The sequence below is a fragment of the Bradyrhizobium sp. 149 genome (genome assembly GCF_023073915.1).
Lineage (GTDB): Bacteria > Pseudomonadota > Alphaproteobacteria > Rhizobiales > Xanthobacteraceae > Bradyrhizobium.
Genome location: NZ_JADPKK010000015.1, coordinates 1 through 25,439, shown reverse-complemented (window position 1 = coordinate 25,439; position 25,439 = coordinate 1). Strand labels below are relative to the sequence as shown.

The 25,439-nt window shown below is 61.6% G+C and carries 19 protein-coding genes and 5 pseudogenes; 13 read left to right on the top strand and 11 right to left on the bottom strand.

Features of this window, described 5'->3' with window-relative positions:
* Positions 1-156: 156 nt before the first annotated feature.
* Positions 157-467, top strand: a pseudogene (locus IVA88_RS09150) (DUF736 domain-containing protein).
* A 370-nt stretch (positions 468-837) separates the two neighbouring features.
* Positions 838-1,353 (top strand): annotated as a pseudogene (locus IVA88_RS09145) (DUF932 domain-containing protein); the annotation flags it as partial.
* Here IVA88_RS09145 and IVA88_RS09140 read toward each other — a convergent pair.
* Positions 1,308-1,505 (bottom strand): annotated as a pseudogene (locus tag IVA88_RS09140) (acyl-homoserine-lactone synthase); the annotation flags it as partial. The pseudogenes IVA88_RS09145 and IVA88_RS09140 overlap by 46 nt on opposite strands.
* Before the next feature lie 94 nt (positions 1,506-1,599).
* Complete coding sequence (locus IVA88_RS09135; protein ID WP_247496963.1) at positions 1,600-2,592, bottom strand: helix-turn-helix domain-containing protein; 993 nt, start codon at positions 2,590-2,592, stop codon at positions 1,600-1,602.
* A gap of 212 nt (positions 2,593-2,804) precedes the next feature.
* Between IVA88_RS09135 and IVA88_RS09130 the strand changes: the two genes are divergently transcribed.
* From IVA88_RS09130 to IVA88_RS09100, 7 genes are all read left to right on the top strand, one after another.
* A complete protein-coding gene (locus tag IVA88_RS09130; RefSeq protein WP_247496962.1) occupies positions 2,805-3,998 on the top strand; it encodes a serine hydrolase in 1,194 nt (397 codons plus the stop codon).
* Positions 3,999-4,050: 52 nt separating this feature from the next.
* Positions 4,051-5,643 carry an ABC transporter substrate-binding protein gene (locus IVA88_RS09125; RefSeq protein WP_247496961.1) on the top strand — a complete coding sequence of 531 codons (1,593 nt, stop codon included), beginning with the start codon at positions 4,051-4,053 and terminating at the stop codon, positions 5,641-5,643.
* Positions 5,644-5,652: 9 nt separating this feature from the next.
* On the top strand, positions 5,653-6,597 hold the full coding sequence (locus IVA88_RS09120; RefSeq protein ID WP_247497151.1) for an ABC transporter permease: 945 nt from the start codon (positions 5,653-5,655) through the stop codon (positions 6,595-6,597).
* Positions 6,594-7,481: an ABC transporter permease gene (locus IVA88_RS09115; protein ID WP_247496960.1), complete on the top strand. Its 888-nt coding sequence runs from the start codon at positions 6,594-6,596 to the stop codon at positions 7,479-7,481. Before IVA88_RS09120 ends, IVA88_RS09115 begins: the two co-directional genes overlap by 4 nt.
* On the top strand, positions 7,478-9,085 hold the full coding sequence (locus tag IVA88_RS09110; RefSeq protein WP_247496959.1) for an ABC transporter ATP-binding protein: 1,608 nt from the start codon (positions 7,478-7,480) through the stop codon (positions 9,083-9,085). The genes IVA88_RS09115 and IVA88_RS09110 overlap by 4 nt, the downstream gene beginning before the upstream one ends.
* 41 nt (positions 9,086-9,126) lie before the next feature.
* On the top strand, positions 9,127-11,133 hold the full coding sequence (locus tag IVA88_RS09105; protein ID WP_247496958.1) for a primary-amine oxidase: 2,007 nt from the start codon (positions 9,127-9,129) through the stop codon (positions 11,131-11,133).
* A 326-nt stretch (positions 11,134-11,459) separates the two neighbouring features.
* The gene (locus tag IVA88_RS09100; RefSeq protein WP_247496957.1) at positions 11,460-13,037 is read left to right on the top strand and encodes a gamma-glutamyltransferase family protein; all 1,578 of its coding nucleotides are present in this window, start codon (positions 11,460-11,462) and stop codon (positions 13,035-13,037) included.
* Positions 13,038-13,108: 71 nt separating this feature from the next.
* On the opposite strand, the pseudogene IVA88_RS09095 reads toward IVA88_RS09100, so the two are convergent.
* Positions 13,109-13,725 (bottom strand): annotated as a pseudogene (locus tag IVA88_RS09095) (tyrosine-type recombinase/integrase).
* A gap of 541 nt (positions 13,726-14,266) precedes the next feature.
* On the bottom strand, positions 14,267-15,244 hold the full coding sequence (locus tag IVA88_RS09090; protein WP_346657573.1) for a LysR family transcriptional regulator: 978 nt from the start codon (positions 15,242-15,244) through the stop codon (positions 14,267-14,269).
* 249 nt (positions 15,245-15,493) lie between these two features.
* On the opposite strand from IVA88_RS09090, the pseudogene IVA88_RS09085 reads away from it, so the two are divergent.
* The 3 genes and pseudogenes from IVA88_RS09085 (at position 15,494) to IVA88_RS09075 (ending at position 17,962) form a co-directional block, all read left to right on the top strand.
* Positions 15,494-16,704, top strand: a pseudogene (locus tag IVA88_RS09085) (ABC transporter substrate-binding protein).
* Positions 16,680-17,408, top strand: coding sequence for a nitroreductase (locus tag IVA88_RS09080; protein ID WP_247496955.1), 729 nt, complete (start codon positions 16,680-16,682; stop codon positions 17,406-17,408). The pseudogene IVA88_RS09085 and the gene IVA88_RS09080 overlap by 25 nt, the downstream one beginning before the upstream one ends.
* Positions 17,409-17,422: 14 nt before the next feature.
* Positions 17,423-17,962 carry a DUF4863 family protein gene (locus IVA88_RS09075; RefSeq protein ID WP_247496954.1) on the top strand — a complete coding sequence of 180 codons (540 nt, stop codon included), beginning with the start codon at positions 17,423-17,425 and terminating at the stop codon, positions 17,960-17,962.
* Between the two features lie 398 nt (positions 17,963-18,360).
* Here IVA88_RS09075 and IVA88_RS09070 read toward each other — a convergent pair whose 3' ends face one another.
* The 7 genes from IVA88_RS09070 to IVA88_RS09040 all read right to left on the bottom strand — a co-directional run bounded on the left by IVA88_RS09070 (position 18,361) and on the right by IVA88_RS09040 (position 23,879).
* Positions 18,361-19,350 carry an alpha-hydroxy-acid oxidizing protein gene (locus IVA88_RS09070; protein ID WP_346657581.1) on the bottom strand — a complete coding sequence of 330 codons (990 nt, stop codon included), beginning with the start codon at positions 19,348-19,350 and terminating at the stop codon, positions 18,361-18,363.
* 34 nt (positions 19,351-19,384) lie between these two features.
* Positions 19,385-19,729 carry a twin-arginine translocation signal domain-containing protein gene (locus IVA88_RS09065; RefSeq protein WP_247496953.1) on the bottom strand — a complete coding sequence of 115 codons (345 nt, stop codon included), beginning with the start codon at positions 19,727-19,729 and terminating at the stop codon, positions 19,385-19,387.
* 645 nt (positions 19,730-20,374) lie between these two features.
* Complete coding sequence (locus IVA88_RS09060; RefSeq protein WP_247496952.1) at positions 20,375-22,147, bottom strand: hypothetical protein; 1,773 nt, start codon at positions 22,145-22,147, stop codon at positions 20,375-20,377.
* Between the two features lie 41 nt (positions 22,148-22,188).
* On the bottom strand, positions 22,189-22,380 hold the full coding sequence (locus IVA88_RS09055) for a hypothetical protein (protein ID WP_247496951.1): 192 nt from the start codon (positions 22,378-22,380) through the stop codon (positions 22,189-22,191).
* Positions 22,381-22,653: 273 nt separating this feature from the next.
* Complete coding sequence (locus IVA88_RS09050) at positions 22,654-22,998, bottom strand: hypothetical protein (RefSeq protein WP_247496950.1); 345 nt, start codon at positions 22,996-22,998, stop codon at positions 22,654-22,656.
* Positions 22,999-23,236: 238 nt separating this feature from the next.
* Positions 23,237-23,461, bottom strand: a complete 225-nt coding sequence (locus IVA88_RS09045) for a hypothetical protein (protein ID WP_247496949.1) — start codon at positions 23,459-23,461, stop codon at positions 23,237-23,239.
* Positions 23,462-23,618: 157 nt separating this feature from the next.
* Entirely contained in the window at positions 23,619-23,879 is a 261-nt protein-coding gene (locus tag IVA88_RS09040; protein ID WP_247497149.1) for a hypothetical protein, read from the bottom strand.
* 187 nt (positions 23,880-24,066) lie between these two features.
* Between IVA88_RS09040 and IVA88_RS09035 the strand changes: the two genes are divergently transcribed.
* Entirely contained in the window at positions 24,067-24,501 is a 435-nt protein-coding gene (locus IVA88_RS09035) for a hypothetical protein (RefSeq protein WP_247496948.1), read from the top strand.
* The last annotated feature ends 938 nt before the right edge of the window (positions 24,502-25,439 follow it).

The window sequence follows — 25,439 nt, the reverse complement described above, 5'->3', positions numbered from 1 at the left end:
CAGAGGAGCGGCATTCCTCGCGGAAAACAAAAAAGCAGGCTGACGCCGTCCTCCGCTGCGCTGCGGGCCTGACGGCTGCGGGCCGATCGCTCCCCGGGCCAAGGATCGCCATCGAGGCCGCGATGGGCGCGGCCCGAGCAACCAACGGAGATTACCATGGCTACCATCGGCACCTTCACCGCTTTGGACAATGGCTACGTCGGCTCGATCAAGACGCTGACGCTCAACATCAAGGCAAGGTTCGCCCCGTCCGAGAAAGACAACGACAAGGCGCCCGACTTTCGCATCTTCGCTGGCACCACCGAATTCGGTGCCGCGTGGAAGAAGACCGCCCGCGAGACCGAACGCGAATACCTCTCGGTCAAACTTGATGATCCGAGCTTCCCGGCGCCGATCTACGCTTCGCTGGTGAAGTCGAGGGCGACGAGGGCTTCACCCTGATCTGGTCCCGCCGCAACGGCGACTGATCCATCCGGATCATCCGCCCCGCCTCTTCGGAGGCGGGGCTTTTTGCGTTTTATTGCCGACTTGCAGGAAAGCAGGAAGAGCTTTGCTTTTTGGAAGTGAATCGCTAAGGGCTCCGCCCTCGCGCGGGCAAGGGTGAAGCACCTGACGGTGCCGGACGGAGCGGTATCCCCGGTCTTCCGCGCCTTGGATTTTCTTGACGACCACGGTCGTCAGGGCGCGTGCAGACGCGCGCTTATCAAGCGCGCCCTTGTCAGGCGGGTGATCCCCCTCCGCTTCGGCCGCCCTTGCCCTTGCTACCCCAGGTCTCGCCGACGGGCAGGGTTGCAGCGCAGCGCTGCGCTTCAACCTCAGCCCATAGGAGAAACGACCATGAACGTGATGACTTTATCGCAAGACGAACAATCTGCTTCCGGCGGGTTTCGCGTGGATGTATCGCGCGGCCAGCGGATTGGCCGCGTGTCGTCGGAATGGTTTTTGCGGCCCGATGACGAACGCTATTTGAACCTGCCAGACCCCTACGACGCGGTGCGCGGTCGCGCCGAGCGGGCGGAGGCGCGGACGGTGGAAAGCCGGGCTATCCGGGTGGAGGCCAACAGCAACAATTCCGAGCGGTTGGCCTTGATGATCCCCGGGCGTGCCGCGCCGGTGGCGCCGACTCATTGGAGCTTTGGCCAGTTGTGTAACTTGGTCGGAGCGCCAACGTCTTATTTGCGGCAGCTTCCCGCGGCTCTGTCAGGCATCAACCTACAACATGGCTTGCTGACACACCGCGCCGAGCTCGTAAAGACCCTCGAAGCTGATAACGGGCGAGCCGAGCTTCGTGCCGTCACCGGGCCGGACTATGGTCGCATTTGGGACCATGAACTTGTCGCCGCCGTGATGAAGGATTCGACCGACACCTCGAGGTAACCAGCAACTGCCTGGGTGTTGCCGAATCTTCGTGGTTGGCCGGTTCGGCGTAGGACCCATCCGGCACGACGCAAGATGCGTTCGATGCGCGTGTCCGTAACGGTAACGATGCGCGTGTTCAGGCTCATCGAGTGGCGCGAGGTTGCGCTTCTGAGTGAAAAGCAGGCCTCGCCATTACTAGATCGTGCGACTGGCCGCTTCTGGCGCAAAGCGGACATTGGTTTAGCTCGTGCGATCATCGCTAAGACGCAGGTCAAGCCGCGTGCGCCGCAACGTTTCCGAGGGCAGCTCGGTAAAGTGCCGTTTGTAGTCGTGGGAGAACTGGCTGAAATGCCAGAACCCCCATTTGACCGCGACATCATAGACACCGATCCGTTCATCGACACATTGCTTGAGTTCGCGTCGGACACGATTGAGGCGTACGGCACGCAGATAGTGGATCGGGTTGCTTCCAAGCACATCCTGGAAACAGTAGTTCAGCTTGCGGCGACTTGCGCCTACGCCTTTGCAGATGTCGAGAATGGTCATCGGCTGCTCAGGTGTGGACAGCATCAGGGCACAGGCGCGATCCACGAGCCGCTTGCGGGCACTACCGCCGCGGAGATCGTCGCACGGCTCCAGGCTCGGCAGCAGATCAATGACTTCGGTGAGCAGGTTATCCTCGAGCTGCTGCCGCGCTGCGGTATTGTCGAGGATCGTCGGGTTATCGTCGATGATCTCCTGCACATATCCCAGCAACAGACGCAGGCGCTGTGCGGTGCCCGGATCCGTGCGCAACTCGCGCAACTGATGCCAGATGCCGTCAGGCAGTTCGATCTGCAGATCGTGTAACGTGTCTTCCAGCAACCGCGCATCCATCACGACGCCACGAAGTTCGAATTCGGGTGGCGTGCACATGTCGACTTCGGCGTCGAAGCAGGCAATGACATTGCCGGATGACATGCAGGTGCCGTTAAAGTTGATGTCGCCGGCGCGCCAGGGGAGTGCGATGCCGAAACTGTCGATACCCAGATGCCCGTATTGGCGCACGCGCTGGCTGGTGGTTTCCCGGAAGACCTGGATACCCGGCAGCCGCAGCTCCGTGAAGCTGCCGCGAAAAGCGCCGGCACTGATCTGATCATAGTCAAGCCGCCAGCGCCCAAGATTGTTGCAATGCGCATCGACGTCGTCGCTCGATGCGGCAAACAACCAATGATCCGAGGCGTTTAGCGTCATGCAGGCCTCCCGGATGGCGGCTGTGAGCGCCGCGCCGGACTGATAGTGAAACTTCCGGGCTTCATTTTGCAAGCGATATGCCAGCGCGCCCTAGTCGGTCCGCGTCGAAAAATTGCCGATTTTTGATAACGGTCAATCCGCTGGCTCGCCGATGATTGCGTGTCCGGTGTCAGTGCCGACGCCGGACATGGAAATGGTTCTGCGAGGTCGCGATGAAGCCAAGTGATGTCATGAAAGGCGCTCCGCCTTCTGCCGAGGCGCTCGTAACCCGCTTCAATTGGCGCAAATATCCCTACAGCCAGTGGAGTTTTCGCAATGTCCGCCAGGTGCTGCCGACCGCCGACATTCGGCGCGGCGCGGCGCCGACCCCGCTCGAGACGGCATTTCGCGATCTCGGCGCCCTGACATTCAAGTATGGCGAGGGCGTCTCAACGACGCTCGCGGCGACACTGGCCGAAACTTATGCCGATGGCCTCATCATGCTGCATCGCGGCGAGATCGTCAGCGAATGGTACGGCGAGGGCATGACCCCACGCACGCCGCATCTGATATGCTCGGTGAGCAAATCGATTTGCGGGACGCTCGGTGGCGTCCTGGTCGGGCGCGGGCTGCTCGATCCTGACAAGCCGGTGACGCATTACGTCCCTGAAGTCGCGTCGTCGGTTTATGGTGGCTGCACGGTCCGCGATCTGCTCGACATGACGGTCGCCATCAAGTTTGACGAGGATTACGACGATCCGGAAGGCGACGTGGTCAAGTATCGGCTGTGCAATGGCTGGGACGTGCTGCCGAACGGCACGGCGCAGGGCGACCAGCGCAGCTTCCTCGCCACGCTGCGGCCGAATGGCGGTCCGCATGGCAAGGTCTTCCATTACGTCTCTACCAATACGGACATGCTCGGCTGGGTCTATGAGAAGGCCTGCGGCAAGCCCTATGCGCAGATCCTGTCGGAGCATATCTGGGCGCCGATGGGGGCCGGTGACGACGCCTATATCACGCTCGACACCCATGGCGCGTCACGCTCTGCGGGAGGCATCTGCGCTACGGTGCGCGATCTCGCGCGGTTCGGCGAGATGATCCGCCAGCGCGGCATTGCCAATGGCACGCAGGTGGTGCCGGGCGTATGGATCGATGACATCCATCGCAATGGAGACGAGCAGGCCTGGAAGAACGGCGATCTCGCCTTCGTTTTCCCAAATGGTCGCTATCGCGCGTGCTGGTACACGATTGATCCCGCGCGCAACGATCTCGCAGCAGTGGGCATCCATGGGCAGTGGATCCATGTCGACCCATCGACAGACACCGTGATCGTCAAGGTCGCCGCGCAGCCGAGCCCGATGGATATCGCGATCGATCACCGCTGGCTCGCGGCCTTCAGGGCCATCGGCGCGCATCTGGCCGGATAGCTGCACCGTTATCGTCTTTATCGATGTTCATTCCCATTGCCCGGAGACCGTCATGTTCAATGATTTCAGCCGTCGCTCGTTGCTCAAGGCTGGTGCCGCCGGTTTCGCTGCCGGCATGATGCCGCGCATCGCGCGTGCTCAGTCCGGCAAGGTCATCCGCGCGGTGATGCACGCGCCGTTGCGTGCGACCGATCCGGTCATCAACACCGCCTGGACCGGCCGCAATCACGGCCTCAACATCTACGACACGCTGTTCTCCACGGACTCGAAATTTCAGGTCCGTCCGCAGATGGTGGACGCCTATGAGGTGTCGGCGGACAAGCTGACCTATACGTTCAAGCTGCGCTCCGGCCTCAAGTTTCACGACGGCGCACCGGTGACATCGGCCGATGTCATCCCGTCGTTGCAGCGCTGGGCCAAGCGCGACACCATGGGCGCGCGGATGATGACGTTCGTCGCCGAGCTCAAGCCGGTGGACGAGCGTACGTTCCAGCTCGTTCTGAAATCGCCCTACGGCCAGGTGCTGCAGACGCTCGCCAAGCCCTCGAGCATCATGCCGTTCATCATGCCGGCGCGTCTGGCCGCGCAGCCGCCCGAGCAGCCGGTGATGGAATTTGTCGGCTCCGGCCCATTTCGCTTTGTCGCCTCCGAATTCCGGCCGGGCAGCCGCGCCATCTATGAGCGCAATCCGGATTACGTCTCGCGCGACGAGCCGTCGGACGGGCTGGCCGGCGGCAAGATCGTCAAGATCGACCGCTATGAGTGGATCAGCATGCCGGACTTCCAGACGGCAGCCAATGCGCTGATCAACAAGGAGATCGACTTCCTCGAAGCGGCGCCGCACGACATGCTGCCGTCGCTGATTGCAGCCAACGATGTGACCGTCGCCGATTACAATCCGCTCGGCTTCATGTCGGTGGTGCGCATGAATTGGCTGACCGAGCCGTTCAACAAGCAGGAAATCCGTCAGGCCGTGATGTATGCGAGCGATCAAGCCGATTGGCTCGACGCACAAGTTGGCAATCCCGACTACTATCAGGCCTCCGCAGCGATGTTCGGCGTCACCACGCCGCTCGCCAGCGAAGTCGGCTGGAACACCAAGCCGGACATCGCCCGCGCCAAGGATCTGCTCAAGAAGGGGGGCTACAAGGGCGAAAAGGTGGTGATGCTGCAGGCCACCGACTCGCCGTTGCTGTCCGGCTCCAGCACCGTCACCGCGCAAAAACTGCGCGCCATCGGCATGAATGTCGAGGTGCAGACCATGGATTGGGGTTCGCTGCTGGCGCGCCGCGTCAAGCAGGATTCCACCGCCAATGGCGGCTGGTCGATGACCCACTGGGTCACCACCACCACCGAGCTCATGAATCCGCTGGCCAGCACCGTGCTCGATACCCGCGGCAAGAGTGGGGGCTTCTTCGGCTGGCCGGAAGACACCGAGATCGAAAGCCTGCGCAACACGTTCGCGCTGGAATCCGATGCCGCTGCACAGAAGACGGTGGCCGAAGCGATCCAGAAGCGCGCCTATGAGGTGATGACCCATATTCCTGGCGGCCAGTTCAAGCAACCGCTGTCGCACAGCAAGGCGCTCAAGGGCATCGTCACTGCGCCGGCTCCGTTGTTCTGGAACGTCGAGAAGACGGCCTGAGCTATGGCAATCACTGGCGTCCTCCTGAAGCGATCGGTCTCGGTCATTCCCGTGCTGGGAGTGGTGGCGTTGATCGCGTTTATGCTGCTGCGGTTCGCCTCCGGCGATCCGGTGGCGCAGCTTGCCGGCGACAATGCCGATGCCGCGGCGATTGCTGCCATTCGAGCCCGTCTCGGCCTCGATCAGCCACTGGCCATGCAGTTTCTGAACTGGCTATGGCGCATGCTGCATGGCGACCTCGGCACCTCCATCGTGTCGGGCCAGCCGGTGACTGCGCTGATCGCGCAGCGTGTCGGCCCGACGGTCGCGGTCTCCATCACCACGATCGTGTTCTCCGTGCTCGTCGGTGTACCGATCGGGGTGCTTGCGGCATGGCGCCGTGGCGGCTGGCTCGACCGCTTCGCCATGTGGACGTCGGTAACCGGCTTCGCCGTGCCGACCTTCGCCATCGGCTATTTCTGGATCTATCTGCTGTCGATGCAGTTCAGGCTGTTTCCCGTGCAGGGCTATGTGCCCTTGAGCGACGGGCTTGGCCTTTTTCTATGGCATCTCACTTTACCAACATTGACGCTCAGCCTCGTTTACATCGCGCTGATTGCACGCGTGGCCCGCACCAGCATGCTCGAAGTGCTATCGGAGGACTTTGTTCGCACCGCGCGAGCCAAGGGGCTGCCGGAGCGGATCGTGGTGTTTAAGCACGCCCTGCGTAATGCGGCGGTGCCGATTGTCTCAATTGTCGGCATCGGCATCGCCCTCCTGATCGGCGGTGTCGTGGTCACCGAAAGCGTGTTCAACCTGCCGGGCCTCGGCCGTCTCACCGTGGATTCGGTGCTGGCACGCGACTATCCGGTGATCCAGGGCGTCATCATCGTGTTCGGCGGCGCTTATGTGGCGATCAATCTGCTGGTTGATCTCAGTTACACTTTCTTCGATCCAAGGATCAGCCAGCAATGAGCGTGATCGCGGTCAACTCGCCGAAGTCGTCGGTCAATCTTCGCGCCGTCGCGGGCAAATTACTGCGCAACCGCACGGTGTTGTTCGGTCTCTGCATTCTCGTTGTGCTGTCGCTGATGGCGATTTTCGCGAGCCTGCTGTGGACGGTCGACCCCGCAGCCATCAAACCGCGACTTCGGCTGCGGCCGCCGAGTGCGGCCAACTGGCTCGGTACCGACAATCTCGGCCGCGACATCTGGAGCCGGTTGATCTATGGCAGCCAGGTGTCGCTGATTGTCGGCGCGGCGGTGACGCTGATTGCGGTTATGCTCGGCAGCCTGCTGGGTCTGATCGCCGGGATGGTGCGCTGGATCGACAATGTGCTGATGCGCATGATGGATGGCATGATGGCGATCCCGGCCATCTTGCTTGCCATCGCGCTGATCGGCGGGCTCGGTCCTTCCATCACGACGATCTGCGTCGCTATCGCGATTCCGGAAATCCCGCGCGTCGCGCGCATGGTGCGCAGCGTGGTGTTGACCGTGCGCGAGGAGGCCTATGTTGAGGCTGCGGTCAGCATGGGAACGCGGTTGCCGGTGTTGATGGCCCGGCATATCGTTCCGAACATCCTGGCGCCGCTGATCGTGCAGGCGACCTATATCGCCTCATCCGCAATCCTGATCGAAGCGTCGCTGTCTTTCCTTGGCATCGGCATGCCCGACGAGATCCCGAGCTGGGGCAACATGATGTCCGATGCGCGGCTGTATTTCCAGGTACGGCCAGGCCTGATGCTGTTTCCTGGCATCTGCATCGCACTGACGGTGCTTGGCATTAACCGGCTCGGTGATGGTCTGCGCGACATGCTGGACCCGCGGCTGGCACGATCGGTGGGAGGCATCAAATGACCGCCGTTCTCGAAATCCGCGGCCTGACGGTCGGCCTCACCGGCGATGCCGATGGCCGCCGCACTATCAGGGATATCGATATTACGGTGCCATCCGGCGAGATCGTCTGCGTTGTCGGGGAATCCGGATCGGGCAAGTCAGTCACGGCGTTCAGCGTCATGGGACTGCTGCCGGACGGCCTGACGCCGATGGGCGGCTCGATCAAGGTGCTTGGCGAGGAACTGATCGGCGCTCCGGATCAGCGGATGCGGACGCTGCGCGGCAGCCGCATCGGCATGATCTTTCAGGAGCCGATGACGGCGCTCAATCCGGTGATGACGGTGCGCGAGCAACTCGCCGAGCTGCTCGTCTGGCATGGCAACGCGCGGCCGAGCAAGGCCGAGATCAACAGGCGGGTGCTGGCGGCGCTGGAAGACATGCTGCTGCCAAATGCGGCGCAGCTGATGCAGGCCTATCCGCATCAGCTGTCGGGCGGGCAGCGCCAGCGGGTCATGATCGCCATGGCGATGCTGCTGGAACCGGTGCTGCTGATCGCGGACGAGCCGACCACCGCGCTTGACGTCACCACACAGAAGCAGATCCTGGTGCTGATCAAGGATTTGGTGAAGCGCAAGAATATTGGCGTGCTGTTCATCACCCATGATTTCGGCGTAGTCGCCGATATCGCCGATCGCGTGGTGGTGATGCAGAAGGGCGCCGTGGTCGAAAGCGGCAGCGCCGACGCGGTGCTGGGTTCGCCAGCCCAGGCCTATACGCGGCTGCTGATCGACTCGGTGCCCAAGGGCATCCAGATCGCCACCGCGGCGCGCGAGCCGACAGCCGATGTGCTCGCCGTCAAGGGGTTGGAGATGACCTATGGCCAGCGCGGACTGTTCGGCCGGGGCCGCGTCACCCATGCGGTGCGCGGTGCCGGCTTCACGCTCGGTCGCGGTGAGATCCTTGGCGTGGTCGGCGAGTCCGGCTCTGGCAAGTCGACCCTGGCGCGCTGTGTGGCCCGGCTCATGAAACCGACATCCGGCGAGATCAATCTGCTCGGTACGGATATCGCCGCTGTTTCCAATGCGACGCTGCGACCGCATCGGCGCTACATCCAGGTCGTTTTCCAGGACCCGTACCGTTCGCTCAATCCGCGGCTGTCGGTGGGACAGTCGATGATCGAGGGCGTTGTCAATTTCGGTGCGTCGCCGCAGGTGGCGCGCGACGAGGTGGCAAAGCTGCTCGAGCTGGTCGGCATGGATCCGCATGTCATGCATCGTTTTCCGCACGAATTCTCCGGCGGTCAGCGGCAGCGTATCTGCATCGCGCGGGCGCTCGCGTCCGAACCGCAGGTTCTGATCGCCGATGAGGCGGTGTCGGCGCTCGACGTCACCGTGCAGGCGCAGGTGCTGAAACTGTTCGCGGATCTGCGCAGTCGGCTCGGCCTGGCGATGCTGTTCATCACCCATGACCTGCGTGTCGCCGGTGAATTGTGCGACCGCATCATGGTGATGAAATCCGGCGAGATCGTCGAGAGCGGCCCGACTGCCGACATCTTCGCCAATCCGCAACATGCCTATACGCGCGCATTGTTCGCCGCGGCGCCTGGCCGCGAACGTCTTCAATAGTCTCTGGTCCAACGGTGCCATGCGCCTTCAGGAGTTCCAATATGACGGTGATGCAGAAAATTCAGGACGGCACGGCGGTTGCTGCGATCCATCCGCTCGATCCGCTGACGCTGGACGAGATCGGCGCGGCCTGTGATCTGGTCAAGGCGAAAGGGCAAGTGACGCCGCGCTGCCGTTTTCCGATCGTGCGACTGGAAGAGCCGAGCAAGGCGGACCTGCGCGCTTATGCCGACGGCACGGTGCTGCCGCGGCTCGCTTTTGTGGTCGTGCTGGAGCCTGACACCGGTGCGGCAACCGAGTTCATTGTCGATCTCACGACGTCGCGCATCGTCGACACCAAGCTGCTGCCCAATGCTGACGCGCCATATGGCCAGCCGCCGGTGATGATCGCTGAATTCTTGCTATGCGAACAAATCGTCAAGGCAGACGAGGGCTGGCGCAATGCGATGCGCCGCCGCGGCATGTCCGACAAGGATATGGAGATGGCGCAGGTCGATCCATTCTCGTCGGGATTCTTCGACCGCGACTTCGAGCGCGGCCGCCGCATTCTTCGCGCAGTGACGTTCTTTCGCGAGGACCTCAAGGACAATGCCTATGCCCATCCGGTGGAAGGCGTCGTCGCCGTCGTCGATCTCATTCACCAAAAAGTCGTCGATCTGCTGGATGACGACAAGGTCATCCCGATCCCGAAGAAGAAGCGCAATTACGGCGCCCACGAGAACACCAATCCGCGCACCGACATCAAGCCGCTGAATATCGAGCAGCCAGAGGGGCCAAGCTTCAAGGTCGATGGCTGGAATGTGGACTGGCAGAAATGGAGTTTTCGCGTTGGCTTCACGCCGCGCGAAGGGCTGGTGCTGCATCAGCTCGCTTATCAGGACGGCGACCGCAAGCGCTCCATCATTCACCGCGCCAGCGTTACCGAAATGGTGGTGCCCTATGCCGATCCGACCGCCAATCATTACTGGAAGTCGGCTTTCGATGCCGGCGAATACGGCCTCGGCATGCTCGCCAATGCGCTCGAGCTCGGCTGTGACTGTCTCGGCAATATCCACTATTTCAACATCCCGGCGGCAAACGAGCAGGGCAAGCCGTTCGAGATGAAGAATGCGGTCTGCATGCATGAAGAGGATTACGGTATTCTCTGGAAGCACTATGAATTCCGCAATGGGCTGTTCGAGGTGCGCCGCTCGCGCCGTCTGGTGATCAGTTTCTTCGCCACCGTCGGCAATTACGACTACGGCTTCTACTGGTATCTGTACCAGGATGGCACGATCCAGCTCGAGGCCAAGCTCACGGGCATCATCCAGACCGCGGCTGTCATGCCCGGCGAGAAATATGCCTGGGGCGGCATGGTCGATGACAATCTCGGCGGCCCGACCCACCAGCACTTCTTCAATGTGCGTATGCACATGGATCTCGACGGTGGCGGCAACACTGTCACCGAGCACGAATTCGCGCAGCGTCCCTGGGGCACCGACAACCTCTATGGCAACGCCTTCGACCTCAAGAGCAAGACCCTGTCGCGCGAGCGCGACGCAGCGGCGATCGCAGACGGGCAGAGCGGACGCTATTGGAAGGTCACGAATCCGAACAGCACGAACAATGTTGGCAATCCCGTTGGCTACAAGCTCATCGTGACGCCGAGCCCGGTGATGCTGGCGCAGGAAGGCAGTTTTGTCCGCAAGCGCGGTGGCTTTGCCACCAAGCATGTCTGGGTGACGCCTTACGATCCGGCTGAGAAATATGCCAGCGGGGATTATCCGAACGTGCATGCTGGTGGCGACGGCCTGCCGCGCTATGTCGAGCAGAACCGAAATATCGAGAACACCGACATCGTGCTGTGGCATTCGTTCGGCCACACCCATGTCTGCAAGCCCGAGGATTTCCCGGTGATGCCAGTGGAATATGCCGGCTTCATGCTGAAGCCGAACGGCTTCTTCGCCGCTAACCCTGCCAATGATATCGCGCCGGAACGCAATGGGGGTAGCGTGCTCGCGGCGGACTCGACCGGGACAACGACCTCGTCGTGCTGCAGCAAGTCCTGACGCGATGAGGTACGCATTATGATCTGTTGCCTGCTCGCATGGCTTGCGGCGCTTCCCGGACTGGCGTTGATGCGCCGGATGCGTCCGCGCCAGACTTGGGGGCATTGCATGGCGATCCGCTCAGGAAGTCCAGGAAAAGATGTGATGCTCGCTATGGCGGCGGCAGGCGCGGTCGTTGCCGTGCCCGCTGTAGTCCTCACGCTTCACAACCAAACGGCTGGTGCGGCTTGGCATCCGCTTGGCCCGATCTGCGCGACTCTCGACCGCATCACCTTCAACCACTGAACGCGTGGCGCGTTGCAGCACCGGCTTTATGGGACATTATCATGCGTGACTTCATGGCCGTCGGCCGCTCGGTTGCCGTTGCCGACAATGGCATGGCCGCGACATCCCATCCGCAGGCAACGCTGGCCGCGGTGGAGATACTGAAAGCCGGCGGCAACGCCATCGATGCGGCACTTGCGGCCGTCGCGGTGCAGGGGGTTGTCGAGCCACAGATGACCGGCATCGGCGGGGACTGTTTCGCGCTCTATGCGCCAAAGGGTGGCGCACCGATCGCACTCAATGGATCGGGCAGGACGCCGGCCAAGACGGATGCCGGCCGCCATGCCGCCAGCGGCAGCCGGGACGTTCCGCCGACCTCGCCGGAATCCGTCACTATTCCGGGCGCCATCGATGCCTGGTGTACCCTGAGCAGGGATCACGGCAGCAAGCCGCTCTCCGAGGTCTTTGCAGCGGCGATCGATGCGGCGGAAAACGGCTTTCGCATCACGCCACGCGTCGCCGCCGACTGGGCCGCGTTTCGCACCCGCGTTGAAGATCTGCCGGATGCTGCAGCGCAGTTCCTGCCGAACGGCAACGTGCCCGCCATCGGCGACAAGCGCGCGCAGCCGGCCCTTGCAGCAACGTTTCGCCGGATTGCGCGCGAAGGGCGCGCAGGATTCTATGAAGGCGAAGTTGCCGACGACATTGTTGCGACCCTGCGCGGGCTCGGTGGTGTGCATGACGCCGATGACTTCGCCGCGCAACGCTCCGATTATGTGACACCGATTTCAACGTCCTATCAGGGGCACGACGTCGTCGAATGCCCGCCCAATGGGCAGGGGCTCGCGGCACTGATGATCCTGCGCGTGCTGGCGGGATATGACGTGGCGGCACTTTCAGAGGCCGACCGGATCCATCTGCTCGCCGAAGCAACCAAGGCCGCGTATCGTGCCCGTGATGCCTATTTCTGCGACCCCGCCGCGGGGCAAGTGGATGCCGCGCTCTTTCTGTCGGACACCTATATCTCCGCCATCCGCTCGAAGATCGACATGACGAAGGCGTCGGCGCCGGAAACATGGGACGACACCGAGCATCGCGACACCGTCTATGTCACAGTTGTCGATCGCGACTTGAATGCGGTGTCGCTCATCAATTCGCTGTTCTATCCCTTCGGTAGCGGCATTTACGCGACAAAGTCAGGTGTATTGCTGCATAATCGCGGCTGGAGTTTTCGCGCCAGCCCAGGACATCCTAATTCGCTCGGGCCGCGCAAGCGGCCGATGCACACCATCATCCCCGGCATGCTGATGAAGAACGGCCGTGCGGTGATGCCGTTCGGCGTGATGGGCGGCCACTATCAAGCCTGCGGCCATGCGAATTTCTTGTCCAACGTGCTCGACCACGGCATGGACATCCAGACCGCAGCCGAAGCTCCGCGCTCATTTGCTTTCGATGAAGTGCTGGAATTGGAAACCACCATTCCGGATGCGATAAAGGACGACCTATCGGCACGCGGGCATAACATCAAGTGGGCAGATGCCGGGATTGGCGGTTGCCAAGCGATTCAGATCGACCATACGCGTGGCGTCCTACTCGGCGCGTCGGATCACCGCAAGGATGGTCTCGCTCTGGGATTTTGAGACAGCACAAGATTTGAGAAGGACCGCTCGTGGCGCGGATTGGCCACCGGCGTGGACCGGTGGCCAATAGTCTAGAGCTCGATCTGTTCGGCCATAGTGAGAGCGTCATCTACCTCGATTCCCAAATATCGAACGGTACTCTCCAGTTTCGTATGGCCGAGAAGAAGTTGAACGGCACGTAGGTTACCGGTCACTCGGTAGAGTTGCGCCGCCTTTGTCCGACGCATCGTGTGCGTGCCGTACAATGTCGTGTCTAAGCCTATGCTTTCGACCCAGCGATGCACCAGTCTGGCATATTGGCGGGTGGAAATGTGAAGACTTGCATGAAGGCGACTCGGGAACAAAAATCGAGAGCCAGCAGCCCGCAGCATTGGTAAACAGGCATCAAGGGAATTTTGTGATTGCTCCGTGATCTCAAATTGCACTGGTCGCCCAGTCTTCTTTTGGACGATTGTTGCGCGATTTCGTACTTTTGTCCCTAAGTACACGTCGTCCAAGCGCAGCTTGACGAGGTCGCAAGCGCGAGTTTGCTGTCGATCGCCATGTTGAAGATTGCAAGATCGCGCTCTGATCCTGCGAGTTCTAGGCGAACGCGGATGGACCAGACGTGCTTTGGCTCGAGCGGCTTCTTCTGACCGACGAGCAATCCCTTGTTCCAATGAGTTTTAGCGCCGAGACGTGCAGACATGGGGGAGGCCTCCACCGTCCCACCCACCGCATCGCTCACCGCGAGCAAGTCAATCTATTCCGATTTTTCGGTGTTGTCCGATCGAACAGATCTATGACGGGCCGCCAATGGCGCAAAACGGCCGTTGTGGTGGATGTTGGATCTCACGAACTCCGCTCTGCACTGGACCGACCACCACTGCGAGCGCCAATCCAACGGCTTGTAGAAACGATCGCCGTTCTCAGAATAGCGAGCTTCCGACGACTAATGAGTTGCTAAGAAATTTGCGCTCGGCGACGATTTTCTCCGGAGATTGCTTACTCGTTCGAATGCGACAGTATTTGATTTTCGGTTCGGGCGCGCATATGGCGCTGTAAAATCGGGAGAAACTGGCGCGCCCCACACGATTCGAACGTGTGACCTTTGCATTCGGAGGGCAGCAGTCAGGATCGCAGACGATCTCTTGCGTAGATATCGGCAAGTCAATCACGTCGCCATTGGGTCGGGCACCATGGCCGCGCATAAGCGCCGGCCGGCGATTGCGGCCGAGGCAGTCGGCAAACTAACGCCCGCGCCTCAGCTCTTCAGTCGCGCGCCGGAGCACCTCGTGAAGCCATTCGTGCGATGGCTCATCCTCGATCCGCTCGTGCCACAGCATCCGCACCTCCACGGGGCTCGTGCTGTAGGGCAGTTCATGGGTAGTGATCGCGTGCGCTTGCTCGAAGGCGCGCGCCAACGGCCGCGGAACGATGGCCGCCAGCTCGGACTCGGCCAGCAGCGCGGGCAGGGCAAGAAAATGCGGCAGTGAGACCGCGATCCGTGGCGGCCGGTCGCTGTCCGACAGCGCCCGTTCGAGCGCGGGGCGGTCGTACATCTCCGAACGCCTAGCGAGCCCGCGCTCGGAGATGAAGCCGCCGATCGCACCCTCCTGCTCTCCGCCGAAGGAGACGACAACCAGTGGCAAGATCGCGAGCTTTGCCTTGTCGAGGCGGCCAAGCTTGCGCTTTTTGTCAACGATCAGCACATCGTCATACTCAAACAGCAGCGCTGTGCGGAAGCGGTTCGGCGGCGACGAGAACACGCCGATGGCGACGTCGATGCGCCCGAGGTCGATCTGTTCGGCAAGGTCGATCCGTGTCACCGGCTTGATGGTAAGGTCGATCGCCGGAGCCTCCCGGCTCAAGATCTTCAGCAGCGGCGGCGCCAGCACCATTGTCGTGAAGTCGTTGGCCGCGAGCGTGAACGGCTTGGTGGAGACCGCCGGAGCGAAGGTCGGCAGTTCGACGGCGACCTCCAGCGATCGCAACGCGTGGCGAACCTGCGGCGCCATCGTGAGCGCACGCGCCGTCGGCTGCATGCCTGTGGCGGTTCGCACGAACAGTTCGTCGTCTAGCATCTCGCGCAATCGAGCGAGCGAGTGGCTGACGGCGGACTGACTCAACGCGACCTTCTGGCTGGCGCGCAGCACGCTGCGCTCCTCCATGACGGCGTCGAACACCTTCAGCAGGTTCAGGTCCAATGTCTTGAAGGAAACCGACACGCTGGGATCCCCGTCTGTAGCGGATCGCGCGCCGTGGCAGGGTTGGTGCGATCGTGCGCAGTTAAGGCCGGACGTTCGGCGGATGCAACCGATCGGATCGGTCGCGAGCGACTTGCCGTGCCGTTAAAGCGGGCCATCTGAAGCCCGTTCAGGAGCACCCTGCAAGACTTTCACTTCCGCAATGCCCCGTTCTGGCCAAGATTACCGCAGCCGGGTTGGAGGAGAAAAGTGATGAAGTCCTGGGTGAGGTTGGCTCGAAGCGGCGCACTTAAATCGTTCGGACAGGCGCTGACATTCGTGACGGTGGCGACATCGGCGGTTGCGCAGAGTGGGCCAATCAGGCTCGGCGTGCTGACCGACATGTCGTCGCTCTACGCCGACAATGGCGGCCAGGGCTCGGTCGTCGCGGCGCAGATGGCGGTAGACGACTTCAAGGGCAAGGTGCTCGGGCGCCCGATCGAGATCGTCGCCGGCGATCACCAGAACAAGGCGGATATCGGCTCGGCGATTGCCCGGCGCTGGTTGGAGAACGACAATGTCGAGGCCATCCTCGACGTCCCGAATTCTGCGGTCGCGCTGGCCGTGCAGGGCATCACGCGCGACAAGAAGAAGCTGTTTCTCGCCACCGGGGCCGCTACGTCCCGACTGACCGGCGACGAGTGCTCACCGACCGGCATCCACTGGACCTACGATACCTATGCGCTGTCGCAGGGGACGACGAGGGCGATTTCGCGCCTCGGCGCCAAGTCCTGGTTCTTCCTTTCGGCCGACTATTCGCTCGGCGCGCAGCTCGAGGCCGACAGCCGCAAGGTGATCGACGCTACCGGCGGCAAGGTCGTCGGCCCGTGAAGCACGCGATCAACACGCCGGATTTCTCGTCCTTTCTGCTGCAGGCGCAGGCCTCCAAGGCCGACGTGATCGCGCTCGCCGATGCCGGCGGCGACTTCATCAACGCCGTGAAGCAGGCCGGCGAGTTTGGCGTGACGCACGGGCAAAAGCTTGCCGGGCTGATCGTCTTCATCGCCGACATCCACAGCCTCGGGCTGCAGAGCGCGCAAGGCCTAATGCTCAGCTCCGCCTTCTACTGGGACCTAAACGACGAGACGCGCGCGTGGTCGAAGCGCTTCATCGAGAAGACGAAGAAAGTGCCTACCATGATCCACGCCGGCACCTATGGTGCGGTCATGCACTACCTCAAGACGGTCGAAGCCGCCGGCACGCTCGATGGGCCGACTGTCGCCGCCAAGATGCGCGAATTGCCGGTGAACGATTTCATGACCCGCAACGGCAGGATCCGGCAGGACGGCCGGCTGGTCCGTGACATGTATCTGTTCCGCGTCAAGTCGCCGGAGGAGTCGAAGTACCAGTTCGACTACTACCAGCTACTGGCCACGATCCCGGGGGAAGAGGCTTTCAGACCGATGGAGGACGGCGGATGCTCGCTCGTGAAGAAGTCGTGATCGACCGGAACGCGGCGTGCGGAGTTGCGCGCAATCCGATCGACGAGGTAATCGCCGGTCGGCTCTCGTGTCGCGAGTTCTCCGGTCGTCCCGTCTCGCGATCGACCGTCGAGCAGATCCTGCGCGTGGCGCGGTTCGCGCCGAGTGGCGCAAACATCCAGCCCTGGCACGTCTACGTGCTTGCCGGCGCCGCCAGGGCCGAGGTGTCGGCTGTGCTTCTGCGCGCGTATAAGAAGGAACCGAACGAGCACGTCTCCGAATATCAATACTACGCCACCGCTTTTCCCGAGCCGTATCTCGGCCGTCGCCAGGAGTTCGGGCGATTGTTCTATTCCTCGCTTGGGATCGCTCAAAGCGATGCTGCGGGGAGGAGCCGGCAGACCGCGAAGAACTACGGGTTCTTCGGCGCGCCGGTTGGATTGATCGTCACCATCGATCGGCGCCTCGCCATGGGAAGCTGGCTCGATCTCGGCATGTTCATCCAGAACGTGATGCTGGCAGCGGTGGGACGGGGGCTGCAATCCTGTCCGCAGGAAACTTTCGCCAAGTACCACCGGATTTTGCGTCCGCTGTTGTCGATCCCTGCCGAGCAAATGGTGGTCTGCGGGATCTCGATGGGCCACCCAAGGAAACAGGCGAGCGGGCGGTTGATGCCGCGCGCGGATGTGGAGGCGTTCGCCTCCTTCAAGGGCTTCGAGGAATAGAACAGGAGAAAGTCATGGGAAGCCGTGAACAGCTGATCGAACGCAGCATTCCGTTTCTGCGCGAGGTCAAAGACATGACACCGAGCGCGGCGATGGAGCGATGGCTCAACGAGAGTTATGGAGAGGACAGCGCGCTCTACCAGGATCTCGCTCGTCTCATCAAAATGGGAGTCGAGGAGGGTTGGGCGGCGAACCAGGAGGTGGACGGCCCGAACTATCGGCGCAGCCGCATCCTTGAGCCGGTCCCCGAGACGTTCCAATTCAGCATCACCGCGGTCTACATGAACAGCACCGATCCACGCCGCTTCAAGGACGAGGACGATCACGACGTGCTGCGCGGGCAATATCACGGCCATCCTTATGGCGAGCTCAACCTCGTCGTTCCCCTCGATAAGGGCGCGCAACTGAAGGGATTGCAGGGCTGGCAGGGGCCCGGTTGGACGGCGCCGGATCCCGGCAGTCGGCATTATCCCGAGGTCAGGGGTGGCGCGGTGATCGCCATGTTCTATCTGCCGGCCGGGCGCATCTCCTACGATTTCAAGGCGCCGGCCTGACGTTCGGCGCCGGCAGTCCGATTAGCAGCTATGCCGCGAGCCGTGGGATTGCCCTCGGACCAATCATAGGAATCGAGTGTTGCCCCCCGCAGCCAAGCGCTCTGCGAAACAGTGTTATCCTGCGGCCCATCGAGTGCCGACGGAAAACGAACCGCCAGGCGGAGGTGCAGTGGTGCGACGGCAATTTGCGTTTCCCTAGTCGCTTGATGGCAGTGTTGTCGACGGCGGGTCATTGGACGGGACAGGTCTTATCGAATGCCAAATTCCATTTTCCGCCGGTAGCTCAAACGGTGGGTTTTGGTCCAGGAAGGTCGAAAATGCTTTATCTTTCAATGGGGATTGATGCCGCGCAGATGGAAGATCACCTGGCTTTCTAGTCAGGCTCTGGGCCAATTGAATCAAACCAAGGCAGTTCGCTTTATATCCTCCACCGTTTGAGCTCCGGCGAGCTGCATGACCATACTCAGCTCTTTGTTCAGGAGTTCGAGTACGGACCGCACGCCTTTCCAGCCGCCAAGCGCCAGTCCATAGTAAGCAGCGCGACCCAAGCCGACGACATCCGCTCCGAAAGCCAGCGCCTTAAACACGTCCTGGCCGCGCCGTACGCCGCTGTCCAAGATGATTGGAACCTTCCGGTCCACGGCTTTGGCGATGGCAGGCAGAACGGTGAAGGTTGCCGGGCTGCCATCAAGTTGTCTGCCGCCGTGATTGCTAACCTGGATGGCCGCCGCACCGGCGTTGATCGCAAGCAGGGCATCATCGGGATGAGAAATTCCTTTGACGATTACCGGGAGACCCGATTCATTTCGCACGAATTCAATAGACCTAGGATTGATGTTGAGGGCGAACTTGGCATTCAGGGCATGAATATCGCCTCCCGTTCCCTTACGCACCAAGTTGCCAAATGGAAGGGGAAAGACGAAATTGTTACGGGCATCGGCCTCACGATTGCCCGTCGCTGTCGAGTCGACGGTCAGCACAATAGCCCTGTAACCGGCTGCCTTTGCTCGGCGCAACAGATCGCGATTCACTCCGTCGTCCGCCTGCAAATAGAGCTGAAACCATTTCGGGCCGCTCGACGCGGTCGCGACTTGTTCCATCGAGAGAGTGGAGACGGTGCTAAGCGCCATGATCGTATTGCTGGCGGCTGCGCCCATTGCCATTCCAGCTTCGGCAGTGGCGTGAGCCAAGCCCTGGCCGCCCATCGGGCAGATGACGACAGGCGACGAAATTGAAATTCCGAGAATCTGAGAACTCAGATCGACCGGGCCTTTGCCGGTCAGGACGCGAGGCATGATCTGCTTGCGCTCGAAGGCCGCGCGATTTTCGCGCAATGTCCATTCATCTCCAGCGCCGCCCGCAATGTAGCCGAATCCTCCCTCTGGGATGACTTTGGCCGCTTTCTGCTCGATATTGAGAAGATCAAGAAGCTTTTAGATCCTGGATGGCGGTGCCGGCCCTATATTCGCCCGTATAGGCAATTACTGGTGTTTCCTCGGCGGAGGCGGCGGCGACGCTTGTCGACCCAGCTGCGGCCATAGCGGCAGACCCAGCCGCGATTTTCAGAAAATCTCGACGCGTATTGTTGTTCATTGACCCGATCTTCTTGGTTACTGCTTGTGCGATGACCTCTTCCCAAATTGGGATACCGCTTTCGTGGGCAATTCGGCAGCCCTGAGAGTTGCACAACTGTTTCGTGAAATGCGGAACGGCCAGGGCTTCGAATGCGGCACAGCGAGTTCTGATCCCCTTACGCTGGGGATGCATAAAACGTCCGTCGCGACTGGGTCGGGTGTGGGGAAAAGAAGCTGGCAGCGGCGAAAGCGCGGATCCGGCGCGTCTTGAGTGGAAGCCGCATGGTTTCCTCGGCGACATAGTGACGATGCTTGTCAAATAAGGCGATTTGCTCCCTGCGAGCCGCATGGAGACGTATTTCAAGACGAGCGCTTGCCTACAGCAGAAGTGATGCGGCGATCGAGGTCGAAGGCCTGATGAAAGCCAATCTTGCTCATTGGCTCGAAAGGCGCTGCGTAAAGCACGCCGCAACGAAATCGCAACGATTGACTGAAACGACCGTGAACAGAACGCGACCAATGCAGTTCCCGCATCAAGAAAGATCAATAACTTAGAAAATGCTCACTGCGTTCGGGACGCAGGGGTCGCAGGTTCGAATCCTGCCACTCCGACCATTCTTCCAAAAGTCGACGTATTCCTAAAGGCTTGGCGGACGGCGGCCAGCGCCTCGGAAGCGCCTTTTTGCAACGACTTTAGGTGCGGGTCCACGGCCGATTCGCCGGGCAGGGGCGCCTGTGCGCGTGGCATGGCTGATCCGGCTCTAGACCTCGCCACAATGCAGAGGTCTTCGACAAGCGCGGACCGGCAATCCCGATCCGGATTGGTGAAGGCAAAGGCTCAGGCGGTCAGAGACTGTGGGCCTTGCAGCAAAGCGATTGCGCGCTCGAAGCCGTCTGCGCCAGCGGCTGCAGCAAGGCGGGGTGAGACGCCGTCAAGCACCGGATGCTGCTGATCGAGCCAGACTGCTGCCGCGCCACCCAGCCGAGCCTGGGCTGCGGTTTGCAGCGCGCGTACGCGTTCCTGGCTTTCATTGACCAGCGGATCGTAACGGAGTGCGGCCGCGGCTTGCGGGATATACCAGGCAAGTGCGAACCCCACTGCGGCATTGATAAGGGTGGTGAGAATGATTCTATCCACCGCGGCACCCGCGGTGCCCAGAATGATCTGCCATGTGGCACAGGCGGCGATAAGCCCGCAGAGCCCCGTGATGACAGTCTCGGCGCCAAGTTCCCATGCACGCGACGGGCGCTGACCGGCCTCAGCGTTGTCAAGGTGAAAGACGTAGAATGCTCCCGTCACCATGGCGAGCAGGGCACTGGGAATCTCAATTCTGAAGCTGTCTTCCGTCGGCGGGGCCTGGGTAAGTCCCCAGATAATGAGCGCGAGATATCCTGCGATGCCGCAGATCACAGCCACCCGGACGTAGTTTGCTCCACTTGCTTGTTGACGCTGGCCCGAGGTGACGAACCATCGTCCCTTGCCGATCGCGCGTCTGCGCACGAGATCCGCCACGATGATCGCAGCTGCGTATGGCACGAACGTCGCTGCGGCATCCCAGAAAGGCTGCATCACTGTTTGCGGAAAGACCGCCGATGTCGTCCATAAGCCGAGCTGGCCGAGCCCGTCGGCGGCGAGGCCCAGCAAGACGACGCTCATTGCGACAGTCGTCAGACTGACAAGCTTTAGGTCGCCTGTACCCTGGGGGCGCAGCGTGGGTTTGAGCATGACGCCGAACGGTCGCAGCGCAAGATCAATATCGTCGTTGGGCTGCGTCTTGAGTCGTACCGCACATCCGAGCAGGATGTAGAGCTTGCGCAAATTGTCCACGATGCAGCGGCGAAGCTCTTCGTTCGTGTAATATGGGTCGCTTTCCCGCGCGCTTCGATAGGCCGTCACCTGAGGTTCCATGGATCTTTTCTGGCTCTCGATGAGATCCAGGTCGCTCTGGTAGTCCTGTAAGAGGCTCGCATCGAGGGCGCCGGTGAAGCCTTCCATGCGATAGGATTTCAGGGCGTAGACAAGACAGCAAAGCCGCGCCCAACTATGCTCGATCGTGTGGCGAGATCGCGTGAAGTCGCCAGGCAGGATGCCGCGCATTTGCGGCGACCGAAGTGCCTCACCCGCGTAGGCTGCGAAATCGAAGTCGGCGGCCGCTATCCGCTCCGCTGTGGCGCGTGCGGCGTCGGGAATGTAGGCGCGCTCATGCGCGTACTGGCGCATATTGGTCTCGATCAGCATGAGGCCAGGCACGTTCGGGAGCGCACCCATCAGCACGAACGCGAGGGCGAGCGGCATTCCCAGATAGCTGAGATGCTTTGGTAGCGTGAGGCCAAGCTGCTCGAGATTGTTTGCTCCCAGCAGCGACAGCACCACCAGAATTGTAGCCATGGATCCGAAATAGATCAGGAAGCCGTGCGAATATTCCTCATGCGTTGCCAGTTGACGCGGCAGCATCTGATAGATGAAGTCGCCGCTTCCAGTGACGCTGCGCTCGGCGAATTTGCGCTGGCAGAACACGTAGATGAGCCAAACCGCGAGCGCGAGCGACGCAAAGAAAAATACGCTCATCTGGTCCAGCGGCACTCCAAGCTTCATGGGAAGCGTAGGCATGGCTATTCTCCATCACGCACGATAGTCATCAACCGGGACAGTTAGTAGCACTTGCCGTTGAAGCAGCGCCCTTGCGCGACCGTCGTCGGCGCGGAGGCGGGTCGATTGATGCTCGTCTGGTTTGCAGCCGCCGTGTCTGCCGTCTGATGGCCGACGATGGGGCCGTTGGTCTGCGACACGATGGCGGCCAGCACGAGTGTGCTCATTAAAGATGTTGCTGATATCAGAGTCATGGCAATCTCCTCTGGAGATCGGTTAGCAGTTACCTCGGGTCTCGTTGTCGGAGTTTGCTGCCCGGCGTCCCGCGACCCAGACGCGGGTTGCAATAAACCAACGGAGCCAATCCACGCTAGGACGATGTGGAGGATTCAAATGTGAAGCGGTTCACATGCAACCAGAGCATGTTTTCACAAGCGCGAGATTGCCTGAAGCAGACAAGCGTCGGGTGACGAACGAACCGCTACGTGGGTACAAGAAAACCGGCGCGAGTTCCGCGCACATGCCGATCAGCGTCGGGCCACCAGCACACCCAACAAAAAGGCCACCATCAGCGACGGCAATGGCGCATCGCGCACCATGCCGCGAACGACGTCCTGCCAGTGCTGCTCCGGGACGAGTCCTGGAGATCTGACGAGTCGCGGCGACCGCAAATCACCGGTCGGCTCAATGCCCCAGTTTGACGCGAGCTCGCTGATCTCGCTTGAGGCCAGACGAACGCCGTCGCGGACGCGGAAGATGGCGGCGTCCGCCCGCTCGCGCGGCGCAAGCAGCATCAGCGTCGTAATCGCGGTGCGCAACGTCATCTCGCCGTAGCCTTGCAGCCTTACCGATTCCTCGGGGTCGGACGTCATCGCAAATTCCTCACAGCGCCAAATTCTTCACCGCGCTAAATCCTTCAAAGTGCGAAGTGGCGCGCGATGGTGAATGCCGCCGTCGCGCACAGGACCAGCGTGGATACCGCGCCGCCCACCCCGCGCGCGAGATGGGCTCGCGTCAGGTGCCTGGTCATGATCTTGCTCCATGCTTTCCATGGCAATGGCGCAGCGCCGACGTAGTTCCTTGCGTGACGGGCGAATCGTCCGGCGCTGACTACTGCCGCAGCAGTTCGCTTAGTGCCGCCGTTGCCTCGGCGCAGCGGAGGTCGTCGATCTCGCGCGAAAGGCCGAGCGCGATCGATTTCAGCTCTTCGACCTTCCAGCTCTCCGCAGGCTGGCTTTCGAGCTGACCGAGACGCTTGTTGAGATCGTCCAGTCTCGACTGGAGCTGCCCGATGCTGGCGGCCCCGTTTACTTTCCAAACGCGTTGTGCGCGCATCCTGGTTCCCCTGCTAGTCTCACGGCGTTGTGAGAGCGGTTCGTGGCCGGAATGGGAGTTTGTTTTGGCCGGCTTTAGATCGCGGGGAACCGTTGCAGATTAGTCACGAAAGTTCCTCCGCGTGACGGTGCGGCTGGAAGCTTGGTCCTCATCGGCATCAGGCCGCGCGCGGCCACTCCGTCGATCGCTTTTCAAGCTGGCTTTCGAGGATCGCGATGCTCACTCGGATGTTGTCCCGCCGGGCTCTCAGGTTCTGCGCAAGCATGGGATAGGCGAGGTTGTTTGGATCGGAAATTCCAGCCCTGCGCTCTTCCTCCAAAATGTCAGCGTCGATCATTTGCATGCGCGAGCGCAAATCGGAGATCAATGCGTGGAGCTGTTTCGGGATGGTCGCTTCGAACCGGGACGTCGGCTGCATGATCGCCTCACGATGAGACAGACCCGCTGCGGGTCTGAGGGATTGACCCTCGTGCAGCAAGTAGAATGCCAATGCCTCGGCCGAGTGAGTTCCTCGCCCGGCGGGATGGCTGCGACCTCACGCCGGAACGATTGCCACTCTTTCCCGTTGCTGCAGGGACCTCGACAACGAGGCGACCGAGGGACCCATGCCACTCATCCGCTATTTCGTCTTCACCGGCAGCGCTCTGCTCGTCCTCTTGTACCTTGCTGATTACTACATGGCTGGCCCGGTGAGTGCTGCTGCCGAAACAGGGCCGGACCTCTCGATCGCCCGGATTCACTCTGCGCAGACATGGCCGGAGAAGATCGTCTTCGACACCAGCGTACGACAGATTCCGTTGACCAAAATTGCGGCGTCAACAACATCCGACGCAGCGGCGCCGCCGGCCGCGCCGGAAGGCACGCGCCAGGCATTTGCGGTGGTGGTGCAGTCCGCCGCGGAATCCAAGGCTGCGGAGTCCAAGCGGGCCGCGCCGGCAGCTCCAAAGAAGCGCGTCGCGGAGCGGCATCGTCGCCGCCAGGCGTTACGCATGGCGGCGCGCGGTCAGTTCTTCAACGAGCCCGTCGCCGCGGGATGGTGAGTGGCAGCGCTCCCCACGTGATCGTTGCGCTGCCTCTCCGGTTGGGCATCGTGCCGGACAGGAAGCCTATGCGCACAACGCGTCGCGCGGTAGGCTTCGCCGCGACGTGATCGCGAAGGCGACGAAGGAACGACTCCTGGCGAGATTTGTGAATGTCGTGGCCGGCCAACTCGGCCCTATCGCAAGGACCGAGACAAGATCCGTGGTCGCCGCGCGTGATGGCCTTGATGCGCCAGGCGCGCAAACGGCTGCGACCTGATCGTCTATCCCGAACTCGCGCCGACCACGCACCACGTTCAATTTCGACGTTCACCGTCAGCCGCAGGCCTACGGGATGATTGTCGAACGGAGGGGCGTTGCTCTCATGGCCGATGGGCACGCCGGTGCGAACGAGGGGGTGAGCGCCTCTGTGTCGCCCCTCTGTCAAATCCCCCGTCACGAAAACATTCCGCTTTACCGAAATTCGGAAACGGCGTATGTGTCGCCCATCCCGGCTCACCCAAGAGGGGCGATCGTACGTCGTCACGATATGCGAGCCGGGCTTGCGGTGGACGCGGCAGCGTCGGGCGCGAGGCTAAGGGCAGGGCGGATTGCTCTCCGTGAGCCCAAGGCGTCGCGCGGACGGACGGCGCTGTCAGGTTCGTCTCGCCAGTAAGTTTCCGGCTCCGTCGACAGGGCTGGAAAAACTGCGGCGAAATGGCGGGCCGTGCGTACGGCAAAACCGTGTGGTCCTGGCCGTCGTTGCTACGGTCAAGCTCTTGCGGAGGCGGCATTCGCGTCAACCGGCGCGGTGTCGGCGACTTTCGCGAGGGCGAGGGAGGCCAGAACGAACTCGGCTCCCGGGAGAGCACGGCATAAGCCGTAAAGCCACTGCGCAGGGAAGGCCGAGTGATTGGCTACACCTGTATGCTGCTGTGCGGTTTTTCTGCGTGTGCTTT